Below are 18,068 nucleotides of genomic sequence, written 5' to 3' on the forward strand. Positions count from 1 at the left end.
AATGACAGCGGCAAGTTCCGCCGCTGTCATCCCGGCTTATGCCGCTTCGCGCTCAGCGCGCGATGCACCCTTGGTCTTGACCAGCGTGCGGGCAACGATGTCGTGGTTGAGCCACAGCACCGGCCCCGTCGGCTCGGAGCTCTCGCCGAAGATCAGCTGCCCGACGGCCTCGACGACCAATCGGCTCAACAGGTCCGAGATCAGCGCCTTGCCATCCCGGTGCATCTGGGTGATCTCGTTCGACGTGCCGATCGTCACGTCGGACTGGCCGGGGCTGTTCGCCATCGGCCAGGACGAAAAATCGTAGAACGGCCGCATTACGTCGCTTGTCTGCATGTCCGCGATCTTCTTCAGCACGTCCTCGACCGTGTGCTCGTCCGCCAGGAGATCCTGGCATGCCTGCCACTGCTGGTCGACCCAGGCGCCGCCGCCCTCTTTCTTGAGCGCGAGCAGCAGCGGAATGAGCGGCAGCTCGATGCCTGCGAAGACGTCGGACGAATTGGTGCGGATTTCAGGGCAGTTGTAGACGGTGGCCTTGATGCCCTGATCCCACGCCTGCTGCGCGATCTGCTCGAGGCGCATCTTGGCGTAGCCCTGCGTGTAGTTGGTATAGGTCTGCCAACGGTACTCATCCTCAACGAGGATCCCGGTGCCATGGTACCCGAAGGCCGAGTAGCGGACCTGTCCGCCAGCGGCCTCGACGCGGGCCCGGATGCCGGCGCTGAGATCGATCAGGTGCGCGAAGGTGTTGGCCGAGACTTCATCGAAGTTCTGAAGGATCAGCTTACCGAGATCGCTGTCGAGCAGCGTCTGCGACGACATGTGCCTGCTGCCACGACCCTTGTAGACGCGGTTGGCGATGACCAGGAACACTTTGGCCTTCGGGATCCCGCCGGCCATCGTGTGCGCGAAATAGACGTTCTTGCCATCGGCGATCATGCCGTCGAGAACAGCCATGACCTCAGACAGGGAATTGCGGAAGCGCTCAACGCCGACTTCACGGCACTTTTCGATATGGGCCCAGTCGAGCTTGTCGGCTTCCCAGGTCTCAAGCGTCATTTTGGCCAACAGATCGGTCGGCGTCGGCTCGCCCGCCGGGGCATCGAGATCGAAGCCGGCCATGATCGGCACGTTGATGATCTTGCCGCCGAGCCGGGCTTCGGCCGCGGCGAGTTCTTCGTCGTTGAGCGGACGCAGGGCATTGTTTTCGTCCCGCCGGCCAACCGTCACGCCGACGATTTCCATGCCGGCGTTCCTCGCCTGATCGACAAGATGGGTGGCGTAGCCGCGATCAAAGAGCTCACCGAACAGCACGAAGACATCGCCTTTTCGGAAGATGTTCGTCTGCGGGAACTGCGTCAGAGCGATCGGACTTTTCATGTTGCCGGTTCTTTCAAAGCTGGGTCGCGGGGCAACCATAAAACTGTGTGATGAACCACTGCACTGATCCGCCGCCAATAGGAAGTGACATTCCGTGTCACTTTAATTCAAACCGTGAGCGAACATCGCGACTTTTGATGACAGGGTTTCGATCCGCAACCCGTTTCGCAACGCCTTTCCGAAGGACGGCGCAGCGACAATCCGCGCCCGCGCATCACCATCCCCTCATAGGCTCGGAAAAAGTGCCTTGACAGAATTCGAAAGTCGAAATCTTATTGTAAAGCGGTTTAGTAAATCGGTTTACAACGGCAGGGACGGAGCCAAGGTGACCACACGACGCGCCACAAGCCTGAAGGATGTAGCCCGCGCCGCCGGCGTTTCCGTCACGACGGTCTCGCGTCTGCTGAACGGTTCGCTCGACCTGCCCCATGAGACCAAGAAGCGGATCTCGGACGCGATCCACGACCTGAATTATCAACCCAATCCGCACGCCCGCCGTCTCAGCCGCGGCCGCTCCGACACGATCGGCCTCGTCGTACCCGACATCGCCAACCCGTTTTTTGCGACTCTGGTTGCCGCCGTCGAAGAGGAAGCCGACAGCCGCGGCCTTGCCGTTTCCCTCTACGCCACGCTGAACCGGGCAGGCCGCGAAGTCGCCTATCTGCAGCTGATCGAACGCAATCACGTCGATGGCCTGATCTTCATCACCAACCACCCTGATGACGGCCAGCTGGCGACGCTGATCAATCGCACCGGCAAGGTCGTGATCGTCGACGAAGACGTGCCCGGCGCCCGCGCTCCGAAGCTGTTTTGCGACAACGAGCTTGGTGGTTACCTGGCGGGCAGGCACCTTGCCGAATTCGGGCACCGGGACGTGCTGTTCGTGGGCGGGCCTGAGGAAATGATCAGCTCGCGCCGGCGTCTCGACGGGCTTGAGCGTGGCTTGCGGGAAGCCTCAAGTGGAAATTCTCGCGTTGCCAGATATGCCGGCGATTACACCGTCGGCTTCGGCCGGCAGGCGGCGAAGCGCTTCATCGCGGAAAACCGTCCCGCGACAGCGATCTTTGCGAGCTCCGACGAAATCGCCATCGGCATGATCGAGGTCTTTCGTGACCAGGGCGTGTCCGTCCCCGACGATGTCTCGGTCGTCGGCTTCGACGATGTCGGCCCGCTCCACCTTTTCGGTCCGCCCATGACCGCCGTTCGCCAGCCGGTCCGCACGATCGGCGCGCGCGCCCTTTCCTTGCTTCTCGAAACAAACTGGCAGGACAAGCAGCTTGCCACCGAAGAGCTGCTGCCAGTCGAAATCGTCGTGCGGAAATCCGTTGCTCCGCCTGCGAAACGATAAATCACGCAATGGAGAACCAACAGAGGACTGGAACATGAACTGGACTTTGAAACGCAGGACTTTGATCGCCACGCTTGGGTTCACCGCATTGACCACCCTTGGCGCCGCACTTTCGCCGGCCCTTGCCGCCGAAAAGACATTCGCGCTTGTGCAGATCAACCAGCAGGCGCTCTTCTTCAACCAGATGAACGAGGGCGCGCAGAAAGCCGCCGACGCCGCCGGAGCAAAACTCGTCATCTTCAATGCCAACAACGATCCGGCCGCGCAAAACAGCGCGATCGAGACCTATATCCAGCAGAAGGTTGACGGCATCGCGGTCGTCGCCATCGACGTCAACGGCATCATGCCCGCGGTCAACCAGGCGGCCGAAGCCGGCATTCCCGTCGTCGCCATCGACGCGATCCTGCCCGAAGGCCCGCAGAAAGCGCAGATCGGCGTCGACAACGCCACGGCTGGCGCCGACATGGGCAAGCACTTCCTCGACTACATCAAGGCCAATGCCGATGGCAAAGCCAAGATCGGCGTCGTGGGTGCACTGAACTCGTTCATCCAGAACGTACGTCAGGAGGGTTTTGAAAAGACCATCAAGGGTGTTGACGGCATCACGTCGGCCGGCGTCGTCGACGGGCAGAACGTGCAGGACAACGCGCTTTCGGCCGCCGAAAACCTGATCACCGGCAACCCTGACCTGACCGCGATCTATGCAACCGGCGAACCGGCCCTGATGGGCGCCATTGCCGCGGTCGAAAGCCAGAGCAAGCAGGATAGCGTCAAGGTCTTCGGCTGGGACCTGACGGCCCAGGCGATCGCCGGCATCGACGCCGGTTACGTCGCCGCCGTGATCCAGCAGGATCCGTCCGCCATGGGTGCGGCCGCCGTCGACGCCCTGAAGAAGGTGTCCGAAGGCGGCAGCGTCGAGAAGAACATCGCCGTGCCGGTCACGATCGTCACCAAGGACAACGTCGAGCCGTACCGGGCGATCTTCAAATGATGACGACTGAAAGACAGCATCCTCCCGCTGTCGCTGGTGTCGGGGGGGCTTTGCCCTCCCGCACCGGTGTCAGCCCCCGCGTGTCCCTCAAGGGGATCATCAAGACGTTCGGGTCGCACCAGGCGCTGCGTGGCGTGGACCTCGACATCTATCCCGGCGAATGCCTCGGCCTCGTCGGAGACAATGCCGCCGGCAAGTCGACGCTGACCAAGATCATCTCCGGGACCTACATCCCGGATGGCGGAACCATCACGCTCGAAGGCGAGGACGTGAGGTTCTCAGGTCCCGCCGACGCCCGCAACCGCCACATCGAAATGGTCTTCCAGGATCTGAGCCTCTGCGACCACATCGATGTCGTCGGCAATCTCTTTCTCGGCCGCGAGATCAGCAAGGGACCATTTCTCGATACCAGGACCATGCTGTCTGAAGCGCGCAAGATGCTCGACGCGCTGGAAATCCGCATTCCGCGGCTCACGGGCAAGGTCGCCCAGCTTTCGGGCGGCCAGCGTCAGGCGATCGCCATCGCGCGCGCGGCATCCTTCAATCCGAAGGTGCTGATCATGGACGAACCCACTTCTGCGCTCGCCGTTGCGGAAGTCGAAGCCGTGCTCGCGCTCATCAACCGCGTCAAGGCCAAGGGTGTCTCGGTGATCCTGATCACCCACCGCCTCCAGGACCTCTTCCGCGTCTGCGACCGCATTGCCGTGATGTACGAGGGCACCAAGGTCGCCGAGCGCGAAATCGGCAAGACCAACCTGGAAGACCTCGTCAAGCTGATCGTCGGGGAAGGAGCCAAGCAATGACGGCCTATACCGAACGCGCAAAAGGTTCGCCGGCGGCGGATTTCCTGTCGGAAAACGCCCAGGTCCTGTCGATCGCCTTCTTCTTCCTCGCCTGCGTGGTCTTCTTTGCAGCGACGACCGACACGTTCATGACGCTCGGCAACATCCTCAACGTCATCCGTCAGGCGGCCCCGATCCTGATCGTCGCCGTCGCCATGACGCTCGTCATCATCACCGGCGGCATCGATCTCTCGGTCGGCTCGCAGGTGGCATTGGTCAACGCGGTTGCGGCCATCGTGATGGCGATGGGCTACCCGTGGCCTCTGGTCGTCATCGCCATGCTCTTCTTCGGCGCCTTCCTCGGCTTCGTGCAGGGCTGGTTCACCGCCTATCAGGGCATCCCCGCCTTCATCGTCACGCTCGCCGGCCTGTCGATCCTGCGCGGGCTGGCACTTTATCTGACCCAGGGCTATTCGATCCCGATCAAGGACGCGCCGGGTTTCTTCATGCTTGGCCGCGGCGAGTTGCTCGGCATTCCTGTGCCCGCCTTGATCGCGGTCGCCGTCGCCGTGCTCGGTTATGTCGTCATTTCCTCGACCAAGTACGGCCGCCAGGTCGTCGCCGTCGGCTCCAACATGGAAGCCGCCCGTCGCGTCGGCATGCCGGCAAAATGGGTGATCGCTTCGGTCTACATGATCGCCGGGGTCGCCTGCGCCCTTGCCGGCCTCTTGATCGCCGCGCGCCTCGGCTCCGGCTCGTCGAATGCGGCGGTCGGCTTCGAACTACAGGTCATCGCCGCCGTCGTGCTCGGCGGCACGTCGCTGATGGGCGGCCGCGGCACCATCCTCGGCACCGTGCTCGGCACGATGACGATCGCCGTCATCGGCAACGGCCTGATCCTGATGCATATCTCGCCGTTCTTCACACAGATCGTCACCGGCGCGATCATTCTTGTTGCGATCTGGCTCAACACCCGGATCTTCACCGCCAACTTTCGCCTCGGCGGCAGGAAGAGATAGCCGTCATGACACAAGTGCTGTCAGAGGCGCATGTGCGCTCCGGCAAGGTGATGACGGTGACCGGGGCGATCGACGCAGACGCGCTCGGCATCACGCTGATGCACGAGCATATCCTCAACGACTGCCGCTGCTGGTGGCATGCACCGAAAACCAGAGAGCGTCAGTATCTCGCCGAAGGTTTCGTCTGCATGGAAATCCTCGGCGAGCTTCGCCAGGATCCCTTCGTCAACAAGCACAACATCACGCTGGATGACGAACCGCTGGCGATCACTGAGTTGAAGGCGTTTGCCACCGAAGGGGGGCGCACGGTCGTCGAGCCCACCTGCAACGGCATCGGTCGAAACCCGCTGGCGCTCCGGCGGATTTCCAGGGCGACCGGTCTCAACATCGTGATGGGTGCCGGATACTATCTTGCCTCCTCCCATCCGGCGGAGGTCGCCGGCATGAGCGTCGATGAGATCGCCGACGGCATCGTTCGCGAAGCGATCGAAGGCGTCGACGGCACGGATGTGAAAATCGGGCTGATCGGCGAGATCGGCGTCTCCTCGGATTTCACGGCAGCCGAGGAGAAGTCGCTGCGTGGCGCCGCCCGGGCGCAGGTCCGCACCGGCTTGCCGCTGATGGTGCATTTGCCGGGCTGGTTCCGGCTCGGCCATCGGGTGCTCGATGTGGTGGCCGAGGAAGGTGCGGATCTGCGCCACACCGTGCTTTGCCACATGAACCCGTCGCATGACGACTTCGCCTACCAGAGCGAACTCGCCGCCCGCGGGGCGTTCATCGAGTACGACATGATCGGCATGGACTTCTTCTACGCCGATCAGCAGGTGCAATGCCCGAGCGACGAGGAAGCGGCGCGGGCGATCGCAAGACTGGTGGAAGCCGGTCACATCGACCGCATCCTGCTGTCGCACGACGTGTTCCTGAAGATGATGCTCAGCCACTACGGCGGCAACGGCTACGCCTATGTGCTGCGCCACTTCCTGCCGCGCCTCAGGCGACACGGACTGGACGACAGCGCGCTCGACCTGATGATGCGGGGCAACCCCCGCTCGGTGTTCCAAACCGGAGCCTGACATCAAGCTCCAAACGCAATTCAAGACTTACGGATAGACCATGACCAAGAAAGTACTCCTCGTCGGCGAGAGCTGGGTCAGCTCCGCCACCCACTACAAGGGCTTCGACCAGTTCGGCAGCGTCACCTTCCATCTCGGCGCGGAACCGCTCGTCAAGGTATTGAAGGACAGCGAATTCGAGCTGACCTACATGACCGCGCACGACGCGGTCGACCAGTTCCCCTACGAGATGGCCGGGCTCGACGCCTATGATGCGATCATCCTTTCCGATATCGGCGCCAACTCGCTGCTGCTGCCGCCGGCGGTCTGGCTGCATTCGCGCACCGTCCCGAACCGGCTGAAGCTGATCAAGGCGTGGGTCGAAAAGGGTGGCGCGCTTCTGATGGTCGGCGGCTACTTCTCCTTCCAGGGCATCGACGGCAAGGCGCGCTGGCGCCGCACGGCGGTCGAAGACACGCTTCCCGTCACCTGCCTTCCCTATGACGACCGCGTCGAAATCCCGGAAGGTGCGGTTGCCGACGTCGTCAAACCGGATCATCCGGTGATGGCGGGCCTTTCCGGCACCTGGCCGCTGCTCCTCGGGGTCAACGAAGTGGAGGTGCGCCCAGGCGCCGAGGTCATCGCCCGCCTTCCGGCAGACCAGGGCGGCCACCCGCTGCTCGTCCTTGGCGGCTTCGGCAAGGGCCGGACCGCCGCCTGGACGTCCGACATCGGCCCGCACTGGCTGTCGCCGGCCTTCTGCGAATGGGAGGGCTACGGCCGTCTCTGGAAGAACATCCTTGGATGGATGACGGAGACCGGGCGCTGAGCACCGCAAAGCGCGCTGGGACGAACCTCAGCGCGCGGCGAGGATCGCCGCCAGCTGCTCGATCGTCGGGAACGCCGAACGGGTGCCGGGTCGGCTGACGGTGATGGTCGCGGCCCGGGTCGCATGTTCGATCGCGGTGCGATCGAGATGGGTGCCGCGAAGCGCTGCGGAGGCGAGCGCGACGGCCATGAAGGTGTCGCCGGCGCCTGTCGTGTCGACGACGTCGCATTCGACGGCGGCAATGCGGATACTCGCCTCGGCCGTGACGAGCATCGCGCCGTCGCCGCCGAAGGTCAGGACGACTTCGCGAACGCCGGCCGCAAGCAGCTTGCGGGCGGCTTCTTCGCCACGGGTACCGGTCATTGCCTGCGCCTCGCCTTCGTTGAGAAAGGCGATGTCGGTCAATGGCCACAGATTGCTGAAAGAAGGACGCAAGGGAGACGGATTGAAGGCGGTGATCATGCGGCGGGTGCGGGCGGCTTCAAGCACGCCCCGGGTCGTCTCGTCAGAGAGATTGCCCTGGAGCACCGCGAGGTCGCCGGGAGCGGCATCGGCCAAGGGGGCGATGGCATCGGCAAGCGTCAGGTTCTGGGCGCAATCGGTCGTGGTGATGTTGACGTTTTCGCCATCCGGCGTGGTCAGCACGATCGAGAAGTCGGTGGACTTGCCGGGGATCGGCACAAGGCGGCTGACGACCGGTTCGCTCGCGAGGTGCTGGCGGATCATGTCGGCGCGAAAGCCGTCGCCGATGGCGGCGACAAGGCTCGTCGGGAGCCCGGTGCGGGCCATGACGACCGCCTGGTTCGCGCCCTTGCCGCCGAGGTCCCGCGACCGCTGGCTGCCGTGGATCGATGCACCGGCGGCCGGCATTTCCGACACGGCGATGGTCTCGTCCACCGTCACATTACCGATTACGTAAGCGTGCATGAACATACCTCGAAAGGGAGAGAAATGCAGGAAATATCCGACAAGTCATCCAGCGCCATAAGGGAAATATTCGGGACTGACAAGGTTCTGATCGGTATGATCCATTGCCCTGCCTTCCCCGGGGCGCCGCGCTATCGCGGCGGCAATATGGCTACGATCTACGACGCCTGCATGCGCGATGCCGAGGCGCTGGTCGAAGGCGGCCTGCATGGCCTGATGATCGAAAACCACGGCGACGTGCCGTTCTCCAAGCCCGAGGATATCGGCCACGAGACGGCAGCCTTCATGTCCGTCGTCACCGACCGGATCGCGCGGGCGACGGGCGTTCCGCTCGGCATCAACGTGCTTGCCAATGCGCCGATCCCGGCCTTCGCCATCGCCATGGCCGGCGGCGCGAAATTCATCCGCGTCAATCAATGGGCCAACGCCTATGTCGCCAATGAAGGCTTCATGGAAGGCCGGGCGGCGGAAGCGATGCGGTACCGGTCGCTGCTGCGCGCCGAGCACATCAAGGTCTTCGCCGACAGCCACGTGAAACATGGCGCGCACGCGATCGTTGCCGACCGGTCGATCCAGGAACTGACCCGCGACCTCGCCTTCTTCGACGCCGACGGCGTGATCGCCACCGGCCAGCGCACCGGCAACACCGCAACCATCGAGGAGATCGAGGAGATCGGTTCGGCGACGCACCTGCCGCTCTTGGTCGGCTCGGGCGTGACCAAGGACAACATCGTCGAGATCCTGAAACGCACCAACGGCGTGATCGTCGCCTCGTCGCTGAAGGAAGGCGGCGTGTGGTGGAACCCGGTCGACATCGACAGGGTCAAGGCCTTCCGCGCCGCCGCCGAGCCCGCGCTGGAGGCGTGACGATGCCGCAAGAAACGCTATCGGAACAAATCCTGCGGGAGAATTCTGCCGTCTTCGAAGCGATGGTCAACCATCGCTTCGTCGAAGACATCGTGCATGGGCGCCTGTCCAATGCGGTGTTCGAGCGCTATCTCGTCTACGAGGGCGCGTTCGTGGAAACCGCCATCTCGATCTTCGCGCTAGCGACCGCCAAGGCCCGGACAATCGACCAGAAGCGCTGGCTGATCGCCGTTCTCGATGCGCTTGCCAACCAGCAGATCGCCTACTTCGAGAGGATCTTTGCCGAGCGCGGCATCGATCCCGGCACATACGATGTCGATCGCCCCGAGGTCGAGGCGTTCCGACAGGGCATGCTGGAGATTGCACAGGAAGGCGGGTTCCTCGATATCGCCGCCGCCATGTTTGCAGCCGAATGGATGTACTGGACCTGGTCAAAAAGGGCAGCACGCGCAAACTTTGCCGATCTGCACCTGAAAGAATGGGTCGAGATGCACGCCGATGACGAATTCGCAGCGCAGGCGACGTGGCTCAGGCAACAGCTCGACGACGCCGGCGTCGGGCTCGACGCTTCCGAGCGTCACCGCCTCAGCGCCATCTTCGGGCGGGCGCAACACCTCGAAATCGCCTTTCACGACGCAGCCTACGGCTGACCGAGAGCACCTTTCCGGAGCCGACCATGACCCCTCCTCTCGCAATTGACGGCAAACGCCTGCTGCAGCGCCTCGATGATTTCGCAAGAATCGGAGCAACGCCTGCCGGTGGCGTCAACCGGCAGGCCCTGTCGGCCGAAGATCGCGCCTCACGGCGGCTTCTCGCCGAGCTCGCGCTCGCGCGCGGCTTTCGGGTGTTTCAGGATCCGATGGCCAACCTGTTCATCCGGCGCGAAGGCCGCTTTCCCGAAAAACCACCCTTCGTCATCGGCAGCCACCTCGACAGCCAGCCGACCGGCGGACGTTTCGATGGCGCACTTGGAACCCTTTCGGCCTTCGAGGTGATGGAAAGCTTCGAAGATGCCGGGATCAAGACCGATCTGCCCCTTGAGGTCGTTGCCTGGACCAACGAAGAAGGCAGCCGCTTTGCCCCGGGCACGATGGGGTCCATGGCCTTCGCAGCGGCCAAGATCCCTGATGCCTGGTCTGAACTTCGGGGTCACGACGGAGCGCCGTTCGTCGAGGAGCTGAAAACAACGCTCGAAGCCTTGCCGGAGGCAGAAATGCGTCCCCTCGGTTTTCCGATATCCGGCTATATCGAGCTTCATATCGAGCAGGCTCCGACGCTCGAACGGGAAAATATCCCGATCGGCATCGTCCAGGGCATCCAGGGCACCCGGTGGCTGGAGGTGACGATGACTGGCCAGGCGGCCCATGCCGGCACGACGGCGCTCGCATTCCGTCGGGATCCGATGGCAGCGGCGGTCGCCGCGCTCGAACCGCTCTTCAAACAGGTGATGCCGGGCGATCCCCGCGCCCGCTTCACGGTCGGCCGGTTTGCGGTCGAGCCTGGCTCGGTGAATGCCATTCCGGGTTCGGTGACCTTCACCATCGACCTCAGGCACCCCGAAACCACGGTCATCGACGCCTTGGAAGGCCGGATCCGCCATGCGTGCGAGCGTGCGGCATCGGCCGCCGGCTGCCAGAGCGCATTGAAACAGATCTTCGACATGCCGCCCGCCATCTTTTCGAAAGACCTATTGGCGTGTCTCGACCGCGCCGCCGCATCACTCGGACTTGAGACCAGACCGATGCTGTCCGGCGCCTTCCACGATGCCCTGTTCGTCAATCGCGTCGCGCCAGCAGTGATGATCTTCGTGCCGTGCCGCGATGGGCTTAGCCACAACGAGGCCGAATATGTCGAGCCCGAGCAATCGATTACGGGCGCGCGCATGCTGCTTGCGGCCACCATGGAAGCGATGGCTTCCGGCGATTGAAACGCGGCGGCATCGCTGAAACTTACGACCGGGCAACCTCCTGGCCGACCCGCAAGACCTCGGTGACGAGCAGGGTCAGGTCTTCCGCCCGGGTTCGATGGTTGCAGATCGCGGCGCGCAGGCAATGCCTGTCGCGGATCGTCGTGTCGGAAAGCGCCGCCACGCCCGTTTCCTGTAGGCGCAGCATGATCTCGACATTGACCGCCTTCAGCCGCGCTTCATCCAGCCCTTCGGGCGCGTAGCGGAAGCAGACGATGTTGATCTCGGGCACGACGAGCAGTTCCAGCGGCGGATGCTGGCGCACGAGCTCCGCAAGATAGGCGGCCTGCGCGATGTTCTGGTCGATCAGCCGGCCGAACTTGGCAACGCCATGTTGCTTGAGCGCCATCCAGACCTTGAGCGCGGCAAAGCCGCGACTGGTCTGAAGACCGAAATCATAAAGCCATGGAGCGGATGCTATGCCACGTGACATGCCCTGGAGATACTCAGGTGAAACGGCAAAGGTCTCCCGATGCTTCGCTCGGTCGCGGACCAGCACGCAACCGACCTCGAACGGCGCATGCAGCCATTTGTGCGGGTCGAGCGCAACGGAATCGGCCCGCTCGATTCCCTTCACGCGCCAGGCGTTGTCGGGGGCGATGGCCAGCAGAGCGCCGATGCATCCGTCGACATGGAACCACATGTCCTCTCGGGCCGCGATATCGGCCAAGGCGGCGAGATCGTCGACCGCGCCGGAATTGACCGTACCGGCCGTGCCGATAACGCAGGCTGGCCTGAAACCCGCCGCACGATCGTCGGCGATTGCCGCACGGAGCTTTTCAAGGTCGATCCGGTAATGGTCGTCCGTCGGGATTCGCCTGAGCGCCCTGTTGCCGAGGCCAAGCGTTTCGAGCGCCTTGCGGTGGCAGGAATGAACCTGGTCGGAAGCGTAAAAGCGCAACGGTTCTTTCAGCGCCGCCACCCCCTCTTCGCGCAGATCGATGCCTGCCATGGCGTTACGGGCAACCGTCAGCCCGACGAGATTTGCCACCGAACCGCCGCTGACGAGCGTGCCGCTCGCGGTCTCCGGGAGACCGACCATGTCGCGGAGCCAGCCGACGACCTGCTGGTCGGCGAGAGCCGCCGTGTGGCGGCCGCCCCCGAGGTTGGATCCTTGGACCGCCGCGAGAAAATCGCCGAGCGCCCCGGTAAAGTTGCCGGAACCCATGTACCAGGACCAGAACCGCGGATGGATGTTGCCCATCGGATAGGCGAACACGGCGTCCTTGACGAGCCCGTAGACGTCCTCGATCGGCATCGGCTCCGTTGGAACCGGCGTGCCGAACAGCGCCTCGACCTCCTCCGGCACCGACCGCCAGACCGGTCGCTCGCGCACGCGGGCGACATGATCGACGGCATCGTCGACGATCCGGTGGGCGAGCGTTGCGACGGACGCCCAATCCGAAGGGTCGAGGGTTTCCGGACTGTGCAGACCTTCGGGCTGCCGGAGCAGACCCTCTCCCCGCCGCAACGATTGCGCTTCCATCGCTCCCTCCCTATTCGGCCGCAAGCTGGAACCCGGGCGTCGAGCGCGACAGTTCCAGCTCTTCGGCGTCCATCTCCGCCGGAATTGCTTCAAACAGCGGCGTCGACAGGTAGCGTTCGCCGGTGTCGGGCAGCATGCAGAGGATCACCGCGCCCGCCGGCGCGCGCTCCGCGATCTGGCGTGCGACGGCGAAGGTCGCACCGCCCGAAACGCCGGTGAAGATGCCCTCCTTCTGCGCGAGGGCCTTTGCCCATTCCAACGCCTTCGGGCCGGCTATCGGAACGATCTCGTCATAGTAGCGCTTGTCGATCGCCTCCTGCAGCACGTCGGGGATGAAGTCAGGCGTCCAGCCCTGGATCGGATGCGGCTCGAAGGCGGGATGGCTCGCCGCGGGCGCACCGTTCGCGCCGCGCTGTTGACCGTGGCCGCTGCCGAGCAATTGCGCATTGGCGGGTTCTGCAAGCACGATCTTCGTTTCCGGCCGTTCCCGGCGCAGCACGCGCGAGACGCCGACGACCGTGCCGCCTGTACCGTAACCGGTGACGAAATAATCGAGACGGGAGCCGGCGAAATCGTTGACGATCTCCCTGCCCGTCGTCGCCTCATGGATGGCCGCATTGGCCGCGGTCTCGAACTGGCGGGCGAGGAACCATCCGTTCTTCTCGGCGAGTTCCACCGCCTTGCGATACATCCCGAGGCCTTTCTCGGCGCGCGGCGTCAGCACGACCTTGGCGCCCAGCATGCGCATCAGCCGGCGGCGTTCGACGGAGAAACTGTCGGCCATGGTCACAACAAGTGGATAGCCCTTTTGCGCACAGACCATCGCCAGTCCGATGCCGGTGTTGCCGCTGGTGGCCTCGACCACCGTCTGCCCCGGCTTCAGCTTACCGCTGCGCTCGGCGTCCTCGATGATGGCGACCGCCAGCCGGTCCTTCACCGACGATGCCGGGTTGAAGAATTCGGCCTTCACATAGATGCTCGCATTGCCGACACCAAGGTTGTTGATGCGGATCGCCGGCGTGTCGCCGATCGTCTCCAGCACGCTGTCGAAAAGCCGGCCGCGACCGTTCGTGGTTCTCAGTTCTGAATTCGTGGGCATGGATCCTCACTCTCCCGGATGCCAGGTTATTCAAGCGATGCTAAAGTGCGGGCGTGGGAGCCAGCGTGGGAGCGCGCATGGAAACGCATGGTCCGGACGTGGATATTTCGGCGCGGGAGCTGGAGCTGCGGCTCTTCGGACCGATGAAGCTGCTGCGCCGCGGCGTGCCCGTGAACCTTCCCCCGTCGCGCAAGGTCCGCGCCCTGCTCGCCTATCTTGCGTTGACATCAGGCTCGGTTCCAAGGGAGCGACTTTGCGACCTGCTCTGGGAAATGCCGAACGATCCACGCGGTGAACTGCGCTGGAGCCTGAGCAAGTTGCGCGCGCTCGTCGACACAAACGGCCGCAGGCGGGTGATCGCCACCGACGACCGCATTTCGCTCGACCTCGAGGACTGCGACGTCGACGCGCGCCATCTGGTAGAGGCAGGACGCCGCGGCATCCGAAACCTCGACCTGGCCGAATTGCAAGAGATCGCAGGGCGCTGCGGCGGCGACCTGCTCGAGGGCGTAGACCTCGGCAAGTGCCCCGCCTTCGAGCACTGGCTGACATCGATCAGGAGCGAGCTTCGTGCGTACAGGTTGGAGATCGCAGCGGAAATCGGCGGCAGGACGCCGGTCGGCGGCGAGGACGGCCTGTCGGCGGCCCGGCGATGGCTCGACCTCGCCCCACTCGATGCCGGCGCCAACATCAGGTTCCTGGCGGAACTCAATCACCGACGCATGAACGACGCCTGCAACCGCCATCACGATACCGCCGCGCGCCTGTTTGCAGACGAGGGTGAGGACTTTTCGCCGATCGCCGCAGCATGGGAAGCGCTTCGACGCCAGCACCGGCAACCGGCCGTCGCAAGCGCCCCCGAAGCGGCTGGCGGGCCCGCGGATCGTGTCCACGTGACGACGTCGCGCCGCGCCTCGATCGCCGTCATGCCGTTCCGCGACCTTGTCCCGGGCCCTGACGGCCGCTCCGATCTCGGCGGCGCGATCGCCCATGACATCATCAGCAAGCTGGCGCGATTGCGCAGCCTTTTCGTCATTGCCCGCGGGTCTGTCTTTGCGATCGCCAACGAAGGGCTCGAACCGCCGGAAATCGGTCGACGGCTCGGCGTCGATTACGTCGCGACCGGTTTTCTCGAGCATCACGATCACGGGATCGGCGTGACCGTGGAGGTCGCCGAAACGGCGACCGCCCATATCATCTGGACCGAACGTTTCGAGGCCCGATCCGCCGAGCGCCTGGCGCTGCTTGACGAGGTTGCCGACAGCATCGTCTCGTCGATCGCCGCTGAAATCGAGAACGAGGAGCGCAACCGCGCGATCCTGAAACAACCGGGCTCGCTCGACGCCTGGGAAGCCTATCACCGCGGCCTCTGGCACATGTTCCGCTTCACGGCCGAGGAAAACACGCGTGCCGCCGAATTCTTCCACCTTTCGACACGCCTCGATCCGACCTTCTCCCGGGCCCATGCCGGGCTTTCCTTCACCCATTGGCAAAGGGCGTTCCAGCGCTGGGGCGACCGCGACGCCGAAATCCGGGAAGCCCTCCGGGCGGCCGGGCAGAGCCTTCTGGTCGACGACCAGAACCCGGCCGCGCACTGGTCGATGGGACGTGCGCTGTGGCTGACAGGCGACCACGACCAGGCGGTGCGCGAACTGGAGCACTCCGTCCATCTCAGCCCCAACTTTGCACTCGGCCACTATGCGCTTGCCTTCGTGCACTCCCAGTCGGGCGACCCTCAGGCGGCGATCGCCGCCTCGGATCATTCGCGGCTGCTGAGCCCTTACGATCCCCTGCTCTTCGGCATGCTCGGAACCCGGGCGATTGCCCTCATCCGGCTTGGAGCTTTCGAGGAAGCCGCCGGCTGGGCCGTCAAGGCGGCCGCCCGCCCGAACGCGCATGTGCACATCCTGGCGATCGCGGCCCATTGCCTCGCGCTCGCCGGGCGTATCGACGAGGCCCGCAACTACGCCACGCGCATCCGCCTCCAGAACCCGGACTACCGGACGGACAACTTCCTCGACACGTTCCATTTCACGCCCGACGTCATTGTCCGATATCGCAAGGCCGCCGCCCTGATCGGACTGGCGCGCTGAGCGATCGGACAAAAAGGCAGACGATTATGGCGTTGCGGCTGGAACCCTCGGCCGCTTTCGACGTTTCCCGTCCCGCTGGGAACGTTTCGCGTGACGCCCCTTTTTGATGAGACGCGTACGAGGATCTGACGATGTACGAGAAAGACGGATACCCGGAAAGCAGCGCATCGACCGGGTTGCCGGTGGGGATCATGCTCCTTTCGGCCATCATCATCACCGCCTACCTCGTTGTCGGCAGCGCGATGGCGCAAGGTGGGGGCGGCACGGTCGCCTACCTTCCCGAAGCGCATGTTCAATAGCCGTCGAAACAACGCTGGCGACGTTTTCGGGACGGTGGAGCCATGGCGAACACCGTCGCTGGAGGGCTTATGGGCTTAGTTCAACTTGGCCGGGCCCGGCTGGCAATGGCGCTGCCGCGACACCGGCGCCTGCTCCGATCCACGAAGGACCGGCAGCTCGACGATCTCTTCGAAGCCTATGCGAGGGCGTCCACGGCGCTGGACACGCTCATGCGCGAACTTCCCCGTCCGGAGATAGAGATCGTGCAATATCACCAGCGATGCCTGGACCTGCAGGCGGAAGTCGTGACCCTTTTGGCGCAACATCAGTCCGTTTCCGGCGAACCGAAGGTGTGACGCGCGCCATCGAGTACGCGAAATTTTCCACCCGTCCGGTACGAGGTGCGGACACGGCCTATCTTTCGGTCGCACCCTTGCCGGCCAGTATGTGGCTTCGAAACTTGGCGATCCGCGCCATCCGCGTGGCGGAGGCCTTGGCGCTCGCCAGTGCTATGACATAGCTGCGCTGACGACCGGGCGTCAGATTGTGAAACGCCTCGGCGAGCTCCGGATCGCAATCCATGGCCTCGATCAGCTCGTCCGGCAGCTCGAACTCGACGGTCCCTTTCTGCGGCCTGATCCCGGCTTCGGCGTATCCCTTCGCTTCCGCCAGATAGGCGCGCAGGACAGGTTCGAGCGCTGAAACCGTCTCGTTTTCCGAGAAACGGATGACTTCGCGATGCTGCGCATTGGGGCCATTCAGCTCGAGCACGTTTTCCGCATCCTTCAGCAGCGCAGCGTTCATGAAGGACAGACGAAAATCGCCGCGCAGGGCGCCGATGAGCGCAATGTTGCGCCCGGCATGCATGTAGCAGGGATGTCCCCACTTCACCGTCTCGACCAGGCCCGCTTCGCGACAGATCCTGCGCAGGGCATTGAGGCCCGCTTCCCATTTCCTGGTGGAACAGTCTGACGTCGCAAACCGCGCGCACCGCCCGCAGCCCTTCGTGAAATAGTCCTCTATGTCGGTGATCATCATTACGCCTTCTGCTTGAACGCCACCCTGCGCGTCCAGATTGACCGTCGCGAACCGCTCACGATTTTGAACCATTCGCTGCGGTTAAATATGCAGATTTCGCGTCGCCGCGGTGAACTTTCCATTCGAACGCGTTGAAAGTGTGAATCAAGATCGGGAAAGGCCGCAGCGGCACGGTCGGACATTTGTTCGCGCGAGCGTCCGTTCCGCCTTCAGACTCCCGCAGGGCGCATCAGACGATGCCCGCCTGCTGTCTCAGCCAGGCCTGCGCTCCTGCCCGACGAAAAACAGGATCGCCGCGTTGGCGATTTCGGCGAACCGCGCGCTTGGCCCGTCGGCGCCCGAGCTTTGCTGCGCCACCCGCGCGCCCTCGATCAGCAACAGCAGCGTATCGGCGAGAAGCTCGGGATCGGCGACATCAGCCTTGTGGCAAAGGTCGACCACGCGTTCACGCTGTGCGTCCTTGAAGGTCCGGATCAGAGACCGGCCGGGATGATCCTCATCCGTCAGTTGAACGGCGGCGCTCATCATTTCGCAGTGGCAATTGTCATCGCCGAGGTGCGCGGCGACCCACCGGACCCACGCCCTGAGCTGTCCCAACCCATCGCCTGGATGCGCAAGATCAAGTTCCTGCCAGAAACCGTCCATCTCCGATCCGGCGCGCTGAAGGCATTCGACGATGAGTTCGTCTTTCGACTTGAAGTGCCGATAGAGCGTCATCTTGTTGCTGTCGGCCGCGTCGGCAATGGCATCGACGCCGGTTCCGGGAATGCCGTTGCGGCGGAAAAGGCCGCGCGCCGCCTCGATGATTCGATCGCGCGGGGAACGCCGTGGCTGATTGCAGAAATCCGTTGTCATCGCACCGGGCCCACCGAGATCCGTATGGAAAACTTGCCCCTTGACGCTTCACAGGCG

The 18,068-nt window shown here is 63.9% G+C and carries 18 protein-coding genes and 1 pseudogene; 12 read left to right on the forward strand and 7 right to left on the reverse strand.

Annotated elements, in window-relative coordinates; all coding sequences use genetic code 11:
• Positions 1-36: 36 nt before the first annotated feature.
• The gene (locus tag VGO12_RS17455; RefSeq protein ID WP_327514011.1) at positions 37-1,380 is read right to left on the reverse strand and encodes an enoyl ACP reductase FabMG family protein; all 1,344 of its coding nucleotides are present in this window, start codon (positions 1,378-1,380) and stop codon (positions 37-39) included.
• Between the two features lie 325 nt (positions 1,381-1,705).
• Here VGO12_RS17455 and VGO12_RS17460 point away from each other — a divergent pair, with 325 nt between their 5' ends.
• The 6 genes from VGO12_RS17460 to VGO12_RS17485 are packed head-to-tail and all read left to right on the forward strand — an operon-like array spanning position 1,706 to position 7,401.
• On the forward strand, positions 1,706-2,728 hold the full coding sequence (locus tag VGO12_RS17460; RefSeq protein ID WP_327514012.1) for a LacI family DNA-binding transcriptional regulator: 1,023 nt from the start codon (positions 1,706-1,708) through the stop codon (positions 2,726-2,728).
• 34 nt (positions 2,729-2,762) lie between these two features.
• A complete protein-coding gene (locus VGO12_RS17465; protein WP_327514013.1) occupies positions 2,763-3,719 on the forward strand; it encodes a substrate-binding domain-containing protein in 957 nt (318 codons plus the stop codon).
• Positions 3,719-4,522 carry an ATP-binding cassette domain-containing protein gene (locus VGO12_RS17470; RefSeq protein WP_327514209.1) on the forward strand — a complete coding sequence of 268 codons (804 nt, stop codon included), beginning with the start codon at positions 3,719-3,721 and terminating at the stop codon, positions 4,520-4,522. Before VGO12_RS17465 ends, VGO12_RS17470 begins: the two co-directional genes overlap by 1 nt.
• Entirely contained in the window at positions 4,519-5,520 is a 1,002-nt protein-coding gene (locus tag VGO12_RS17475) for an ABC transporter permease (RefSeq protein ID WP_327514014.1), read from the forward strand. The genes VGO12_RS17470 and VGO12_RS17475 overlap by 4 nt, the downstream gene beginning before the upstream one ends.
• Before the next feature lie 5 nt (positions 5,521-5,525).
• The gene (locus VGO12_RS17480; protein WP_327514015.1) at positions 5,526-6,593 is read left to right on the forward strand and encodes a phosphotriesterase; all 1,068 of its coding nucleotides are present in this window, start codon (positions 5,526-5,528) and stop codon (positions 6,591-6,593) included.
• 40 nt (positions 6,594-6,633) lie between these two features.
• The gene (locus VGO12_RS17485) at positions 6,634-7,401 is read left to right on the forward strand and encodes a glutamine amidotransferase (protein ID WP_327514016.1); all 768 of its coding nucleotides are present in this window, start codon (positions 6,634-6,636) and stop codon (positions 7,399-7,401) included.
• A gap of 27 nt (positions 7,402-7,428) precedes the next feature.
• Here the strand turns inward: VGO12_RS17485 and VGO12_RS17490 are convergent, their stop codons facing one another.
• Positions 7,429-8,328 (reverse strand): ribokinase, encoded by a 900-nt coding sequence (locus tag VGO12_RS17490; protein ID WP_327514017.1) that lies wholly within the window; start codon positions 8,326-8,328, stop codon positions 7,429-7,431.
• 24 nt (positions 8,329-8,352) lie between these two features.
• Between VGO12_RS17490 and VGO12_RS17495 the strand changes: the two genes are divergently transcribed.
• The 3 genes from VGO12_RS17495 to VGO12_RS17505 are packed head-to-tail and all read left to right on the forward strand — an operon-like array spanning position 8,353 to position 11,122.
• Positions 8,353-9,195, forward strand: a complete 843-nt coding sequence (locus VGO12_RS17495) for a BtpA/SgcQ family protein (RefSeq protein WP_327514018.1) — start codon at positions 8,353-8,355, stop codon at positions 9,193-9,195.
• Between the two features lie 2 nt (positions 9,196-9,197).
• A complete protein-coding gene (locus VGO12_RS17500; RefSeq protein ID WP_327514019.1) occupies positions 9,198-9,845 on the forward strand; it encodes a TenA family protein in 648 nt (215 codons plus the stop codon).
• A gap of 26 nt (positions 9,846-9,871) precedes the next feature.
• Entirely contained in the window at positions 9,872-11,122 is a 1,251-nt protein-coding gene (locus VGO12_RS17505; protein ID WP_327514020.1) for a Zn-dependent hydrolase, read from the forward strand.
• 22 nt (positions 11,123-11,144) lie between these two features.
• Here the strand turns inward: VGO12_RS17505 and VGO12_RS17510 are convergent, their stop codons facing one another.
• Positions 11,145-12,647, reverse strand: coding sequence for a pyridoxal phosphate-dependent decarboxylase family protein (locus tag VGO12_RS17510; RefSeq protein ID WP_327514021.1), 1,503 nt, complete (start codon positions 12,645-12,647; stop codon positions 11,145-11,147).
• 10 nt (positions 12,648-12,657) lie between these two features.
• Positions 12,658-13,746, reverse strand: a complete 1,089-nt coding sequence (gene cysK / locus VGO12_RS17515) for a cysteine synthase A (protein WP_327514022.1) — start codon at positions 13,744-13,746, stop codon at positions 12,658-12,660.
• 77 nt (positions 13,747-13,823) lie between these two features.
• Between cysK and VGO12_RS17520 the strand changes: the two genes are divergently transcribed.
• The 3 genes from VGO12_RS17520 (at position 13,824) to VGO12_RS17530 (ending at position 16,474) form a co-directional block, all read left to right on the forward strand.
• Positions 13,824-15,839, forward strand: a complete 2,016-nt coding sequence (locus VGO12_RS17520; protein ID WP_327514023.1) for a transcriptional regulator — start codon at positions 13,824-13,826, stop codon at positions 15,837-15,839.
• 131 nt (positions 15,840-15,970) lie between these two features.
• Positions 15,971-16,138, forward strand: a complete 168-nt coding sequence (locus VGO12_RS17525) for a hypothetical protein (protein ID WP_327514024.1) — start codon at positions 15,971-15,973, stop codon at positions 16,136-16,138.
• A gap of 42 nt (positions 16,139-16,180) precedes the next feature.
• A complete protein-coding gene (locus tag VGO12_RS17530) occupies positions 16,181-16,474 on the forward strand; it encodes a hypothetical protein (protein WP_327514025.1) in 294 nt (97 codons plus the stop codon).
• Between the two features lie 58 nt (positions 16,475-16,532).
• Here the strand turns inward: VGO12_RS17530 and VGO12_RS17535 are convergent, their stop codons facing one another.
• From VGO12_RS17535 to VGO12_RS17545, 3 genes and pseudogenes are all read right to left on the reverse strand, one after another.
• Complete coding sequence (locus VGO12_RS17535; protein WP_327514210.1) at positions 16,533-17,153, reverse strand: YdeI/OmpD-associated family protein; 621 nt, start codon at positions 17,151-17,153, stop codon at positions 16,533-16,535.
• A gap of 255 nt (positions 17,154-17,408) precedes the next feature.
• Positions 17,409-17,597, reverse strand: coding sequence for a hypothetical protein (locus VGO12_RS17540; protein ID WP_327514226.1), 189 nt, complete (start codon positions 17,595-17,597; stop codon positions 17,409-17,411).
• Positions 17,598-17,882: 285 nt separating this feature from the next.
• Positions 17,883-18,011 (reverse strand): annotated as a pseudogene (locus VGO12_RS17545) (TetR family transcriptional regulator); the annotation flags it as partial.
• Between the last annotated feature and the right edge of the window lie 57 nt (positions 18,012-18,068).

Source organism: Ensifer sp. (genome assembly GCF_035999135.1).
GTDB lineage: Bacteria > Pseudomonadota > Alphaproteobacteria > Rhizobiales > Rhizobiaceae > Ensifer.

Coding starts and splice junctions, on each gene's coding strand:
- VGO12_RS17455 (WP_327514011.1), bottom strand. CDS start 1,380: ATGAAAAGTCCGATCGCTCTGACGCAGTTCCCGCAGACGAACATCTTC.
- VGO12_RS17465 (WP_327514013.1), top strand. CDS start 2,763: ATGAACTGGACTTTGAAACGCAGGACTTTGATCGCCACGCTTGGGTTC.
- VGO12_RS17470 (WP_327514209.1), top strand. CDS start 3,719: ATGACGACTGAAAGACAGCATCCTCCCGCTGTCGCTGGTGTCGGGGGG.
- VGO12_RS17475 (WP_327514014.1), top strand. CDS start 4,519: ATGACGGCCTATACCGAACGCGCAAAAGGTTCGCCGGCGGCGGATTTC.
- VGO12_RS17480 (WP_327514015.1), top strand. CDS start 5,526: ATGACACAAGTGCTGTCAGAGGCGCATGTGCGCTCCGGCAAGGTGATG.
- VGO12_RS17485 (WP_327514016.1), top strand. CDS start 6,634: ATGACCAAGAAAGTACTCCTCGTCGGCGAGAGCTGGGTCAGCTCCGCC.
- VGO12_RS17490 (WP_327514017.1), bottom strand. CDS start 8,328: ATGCACGCTTACGTAATCGGTAATGTGACGGTGGACGAGACCATCGCC.
- VGO12_RS17495 (WP_327514018.1), top strand. CDS start 8,353: ATGCAGGAAATATCCGACAAGTCATCCAGCGCCATAAGGGAAATATTC.
- VGO12_RS17500 (WP_327514019.1), top strand. CDS start 9,198: ATGCCGCAAGAAACGCTATCGGAACAAATCCTGCGGGAGAATTCTGCC.
- VGO12_RS17505 (WP_327514020.1), top strand. CDS start 9,872: ATGACCCCTCCTCTCGCAATTGACGGCAAACGCCTGCTGCAGCGCCTC.
- VGO12_RS17510 (WP_327514021.1), bottom strand. CDS start 12,647: ATGGAAGCGCAATCGTTGCGGCGGGGAGAGGGTCTGCTCCGGCAGCCC.
- cysK (WP_327514022.1), bottom strand. CDS start 13,746: ATGCCCACGAATTCAGAACTGAGAACCACGAACGGTCGCGGCCGGCTT.
- VGO12_RS17520 (WP_327514023.1), top strand. CDS start 13,824: ATGGAAACGCATGGTCCGGACGTGGATATTTCGGCGCGGGAGCTGGAG.
- VGO12_RS17525 (WP_327514024.1), top strand. CDS start 15,971: ATGTACGAGAAAGACGGATACCCGGAAAGCAGCGCATCGACCGGGTTG.
- VGO12_RS17530 (WP_327514025.1), top strand. CDS start 16,181: ATGGCGAACACCGTCGCTGGAGGGCTTATGGGCTTAGTTCAACTTGGC.
- VGO12_RS17535 (WP_327514210.1), bottom strand. CDS start 17,153: ATGATCACCGACATAGAGGACTATTTCACGAAGGGCTGCGGGCGGTGC.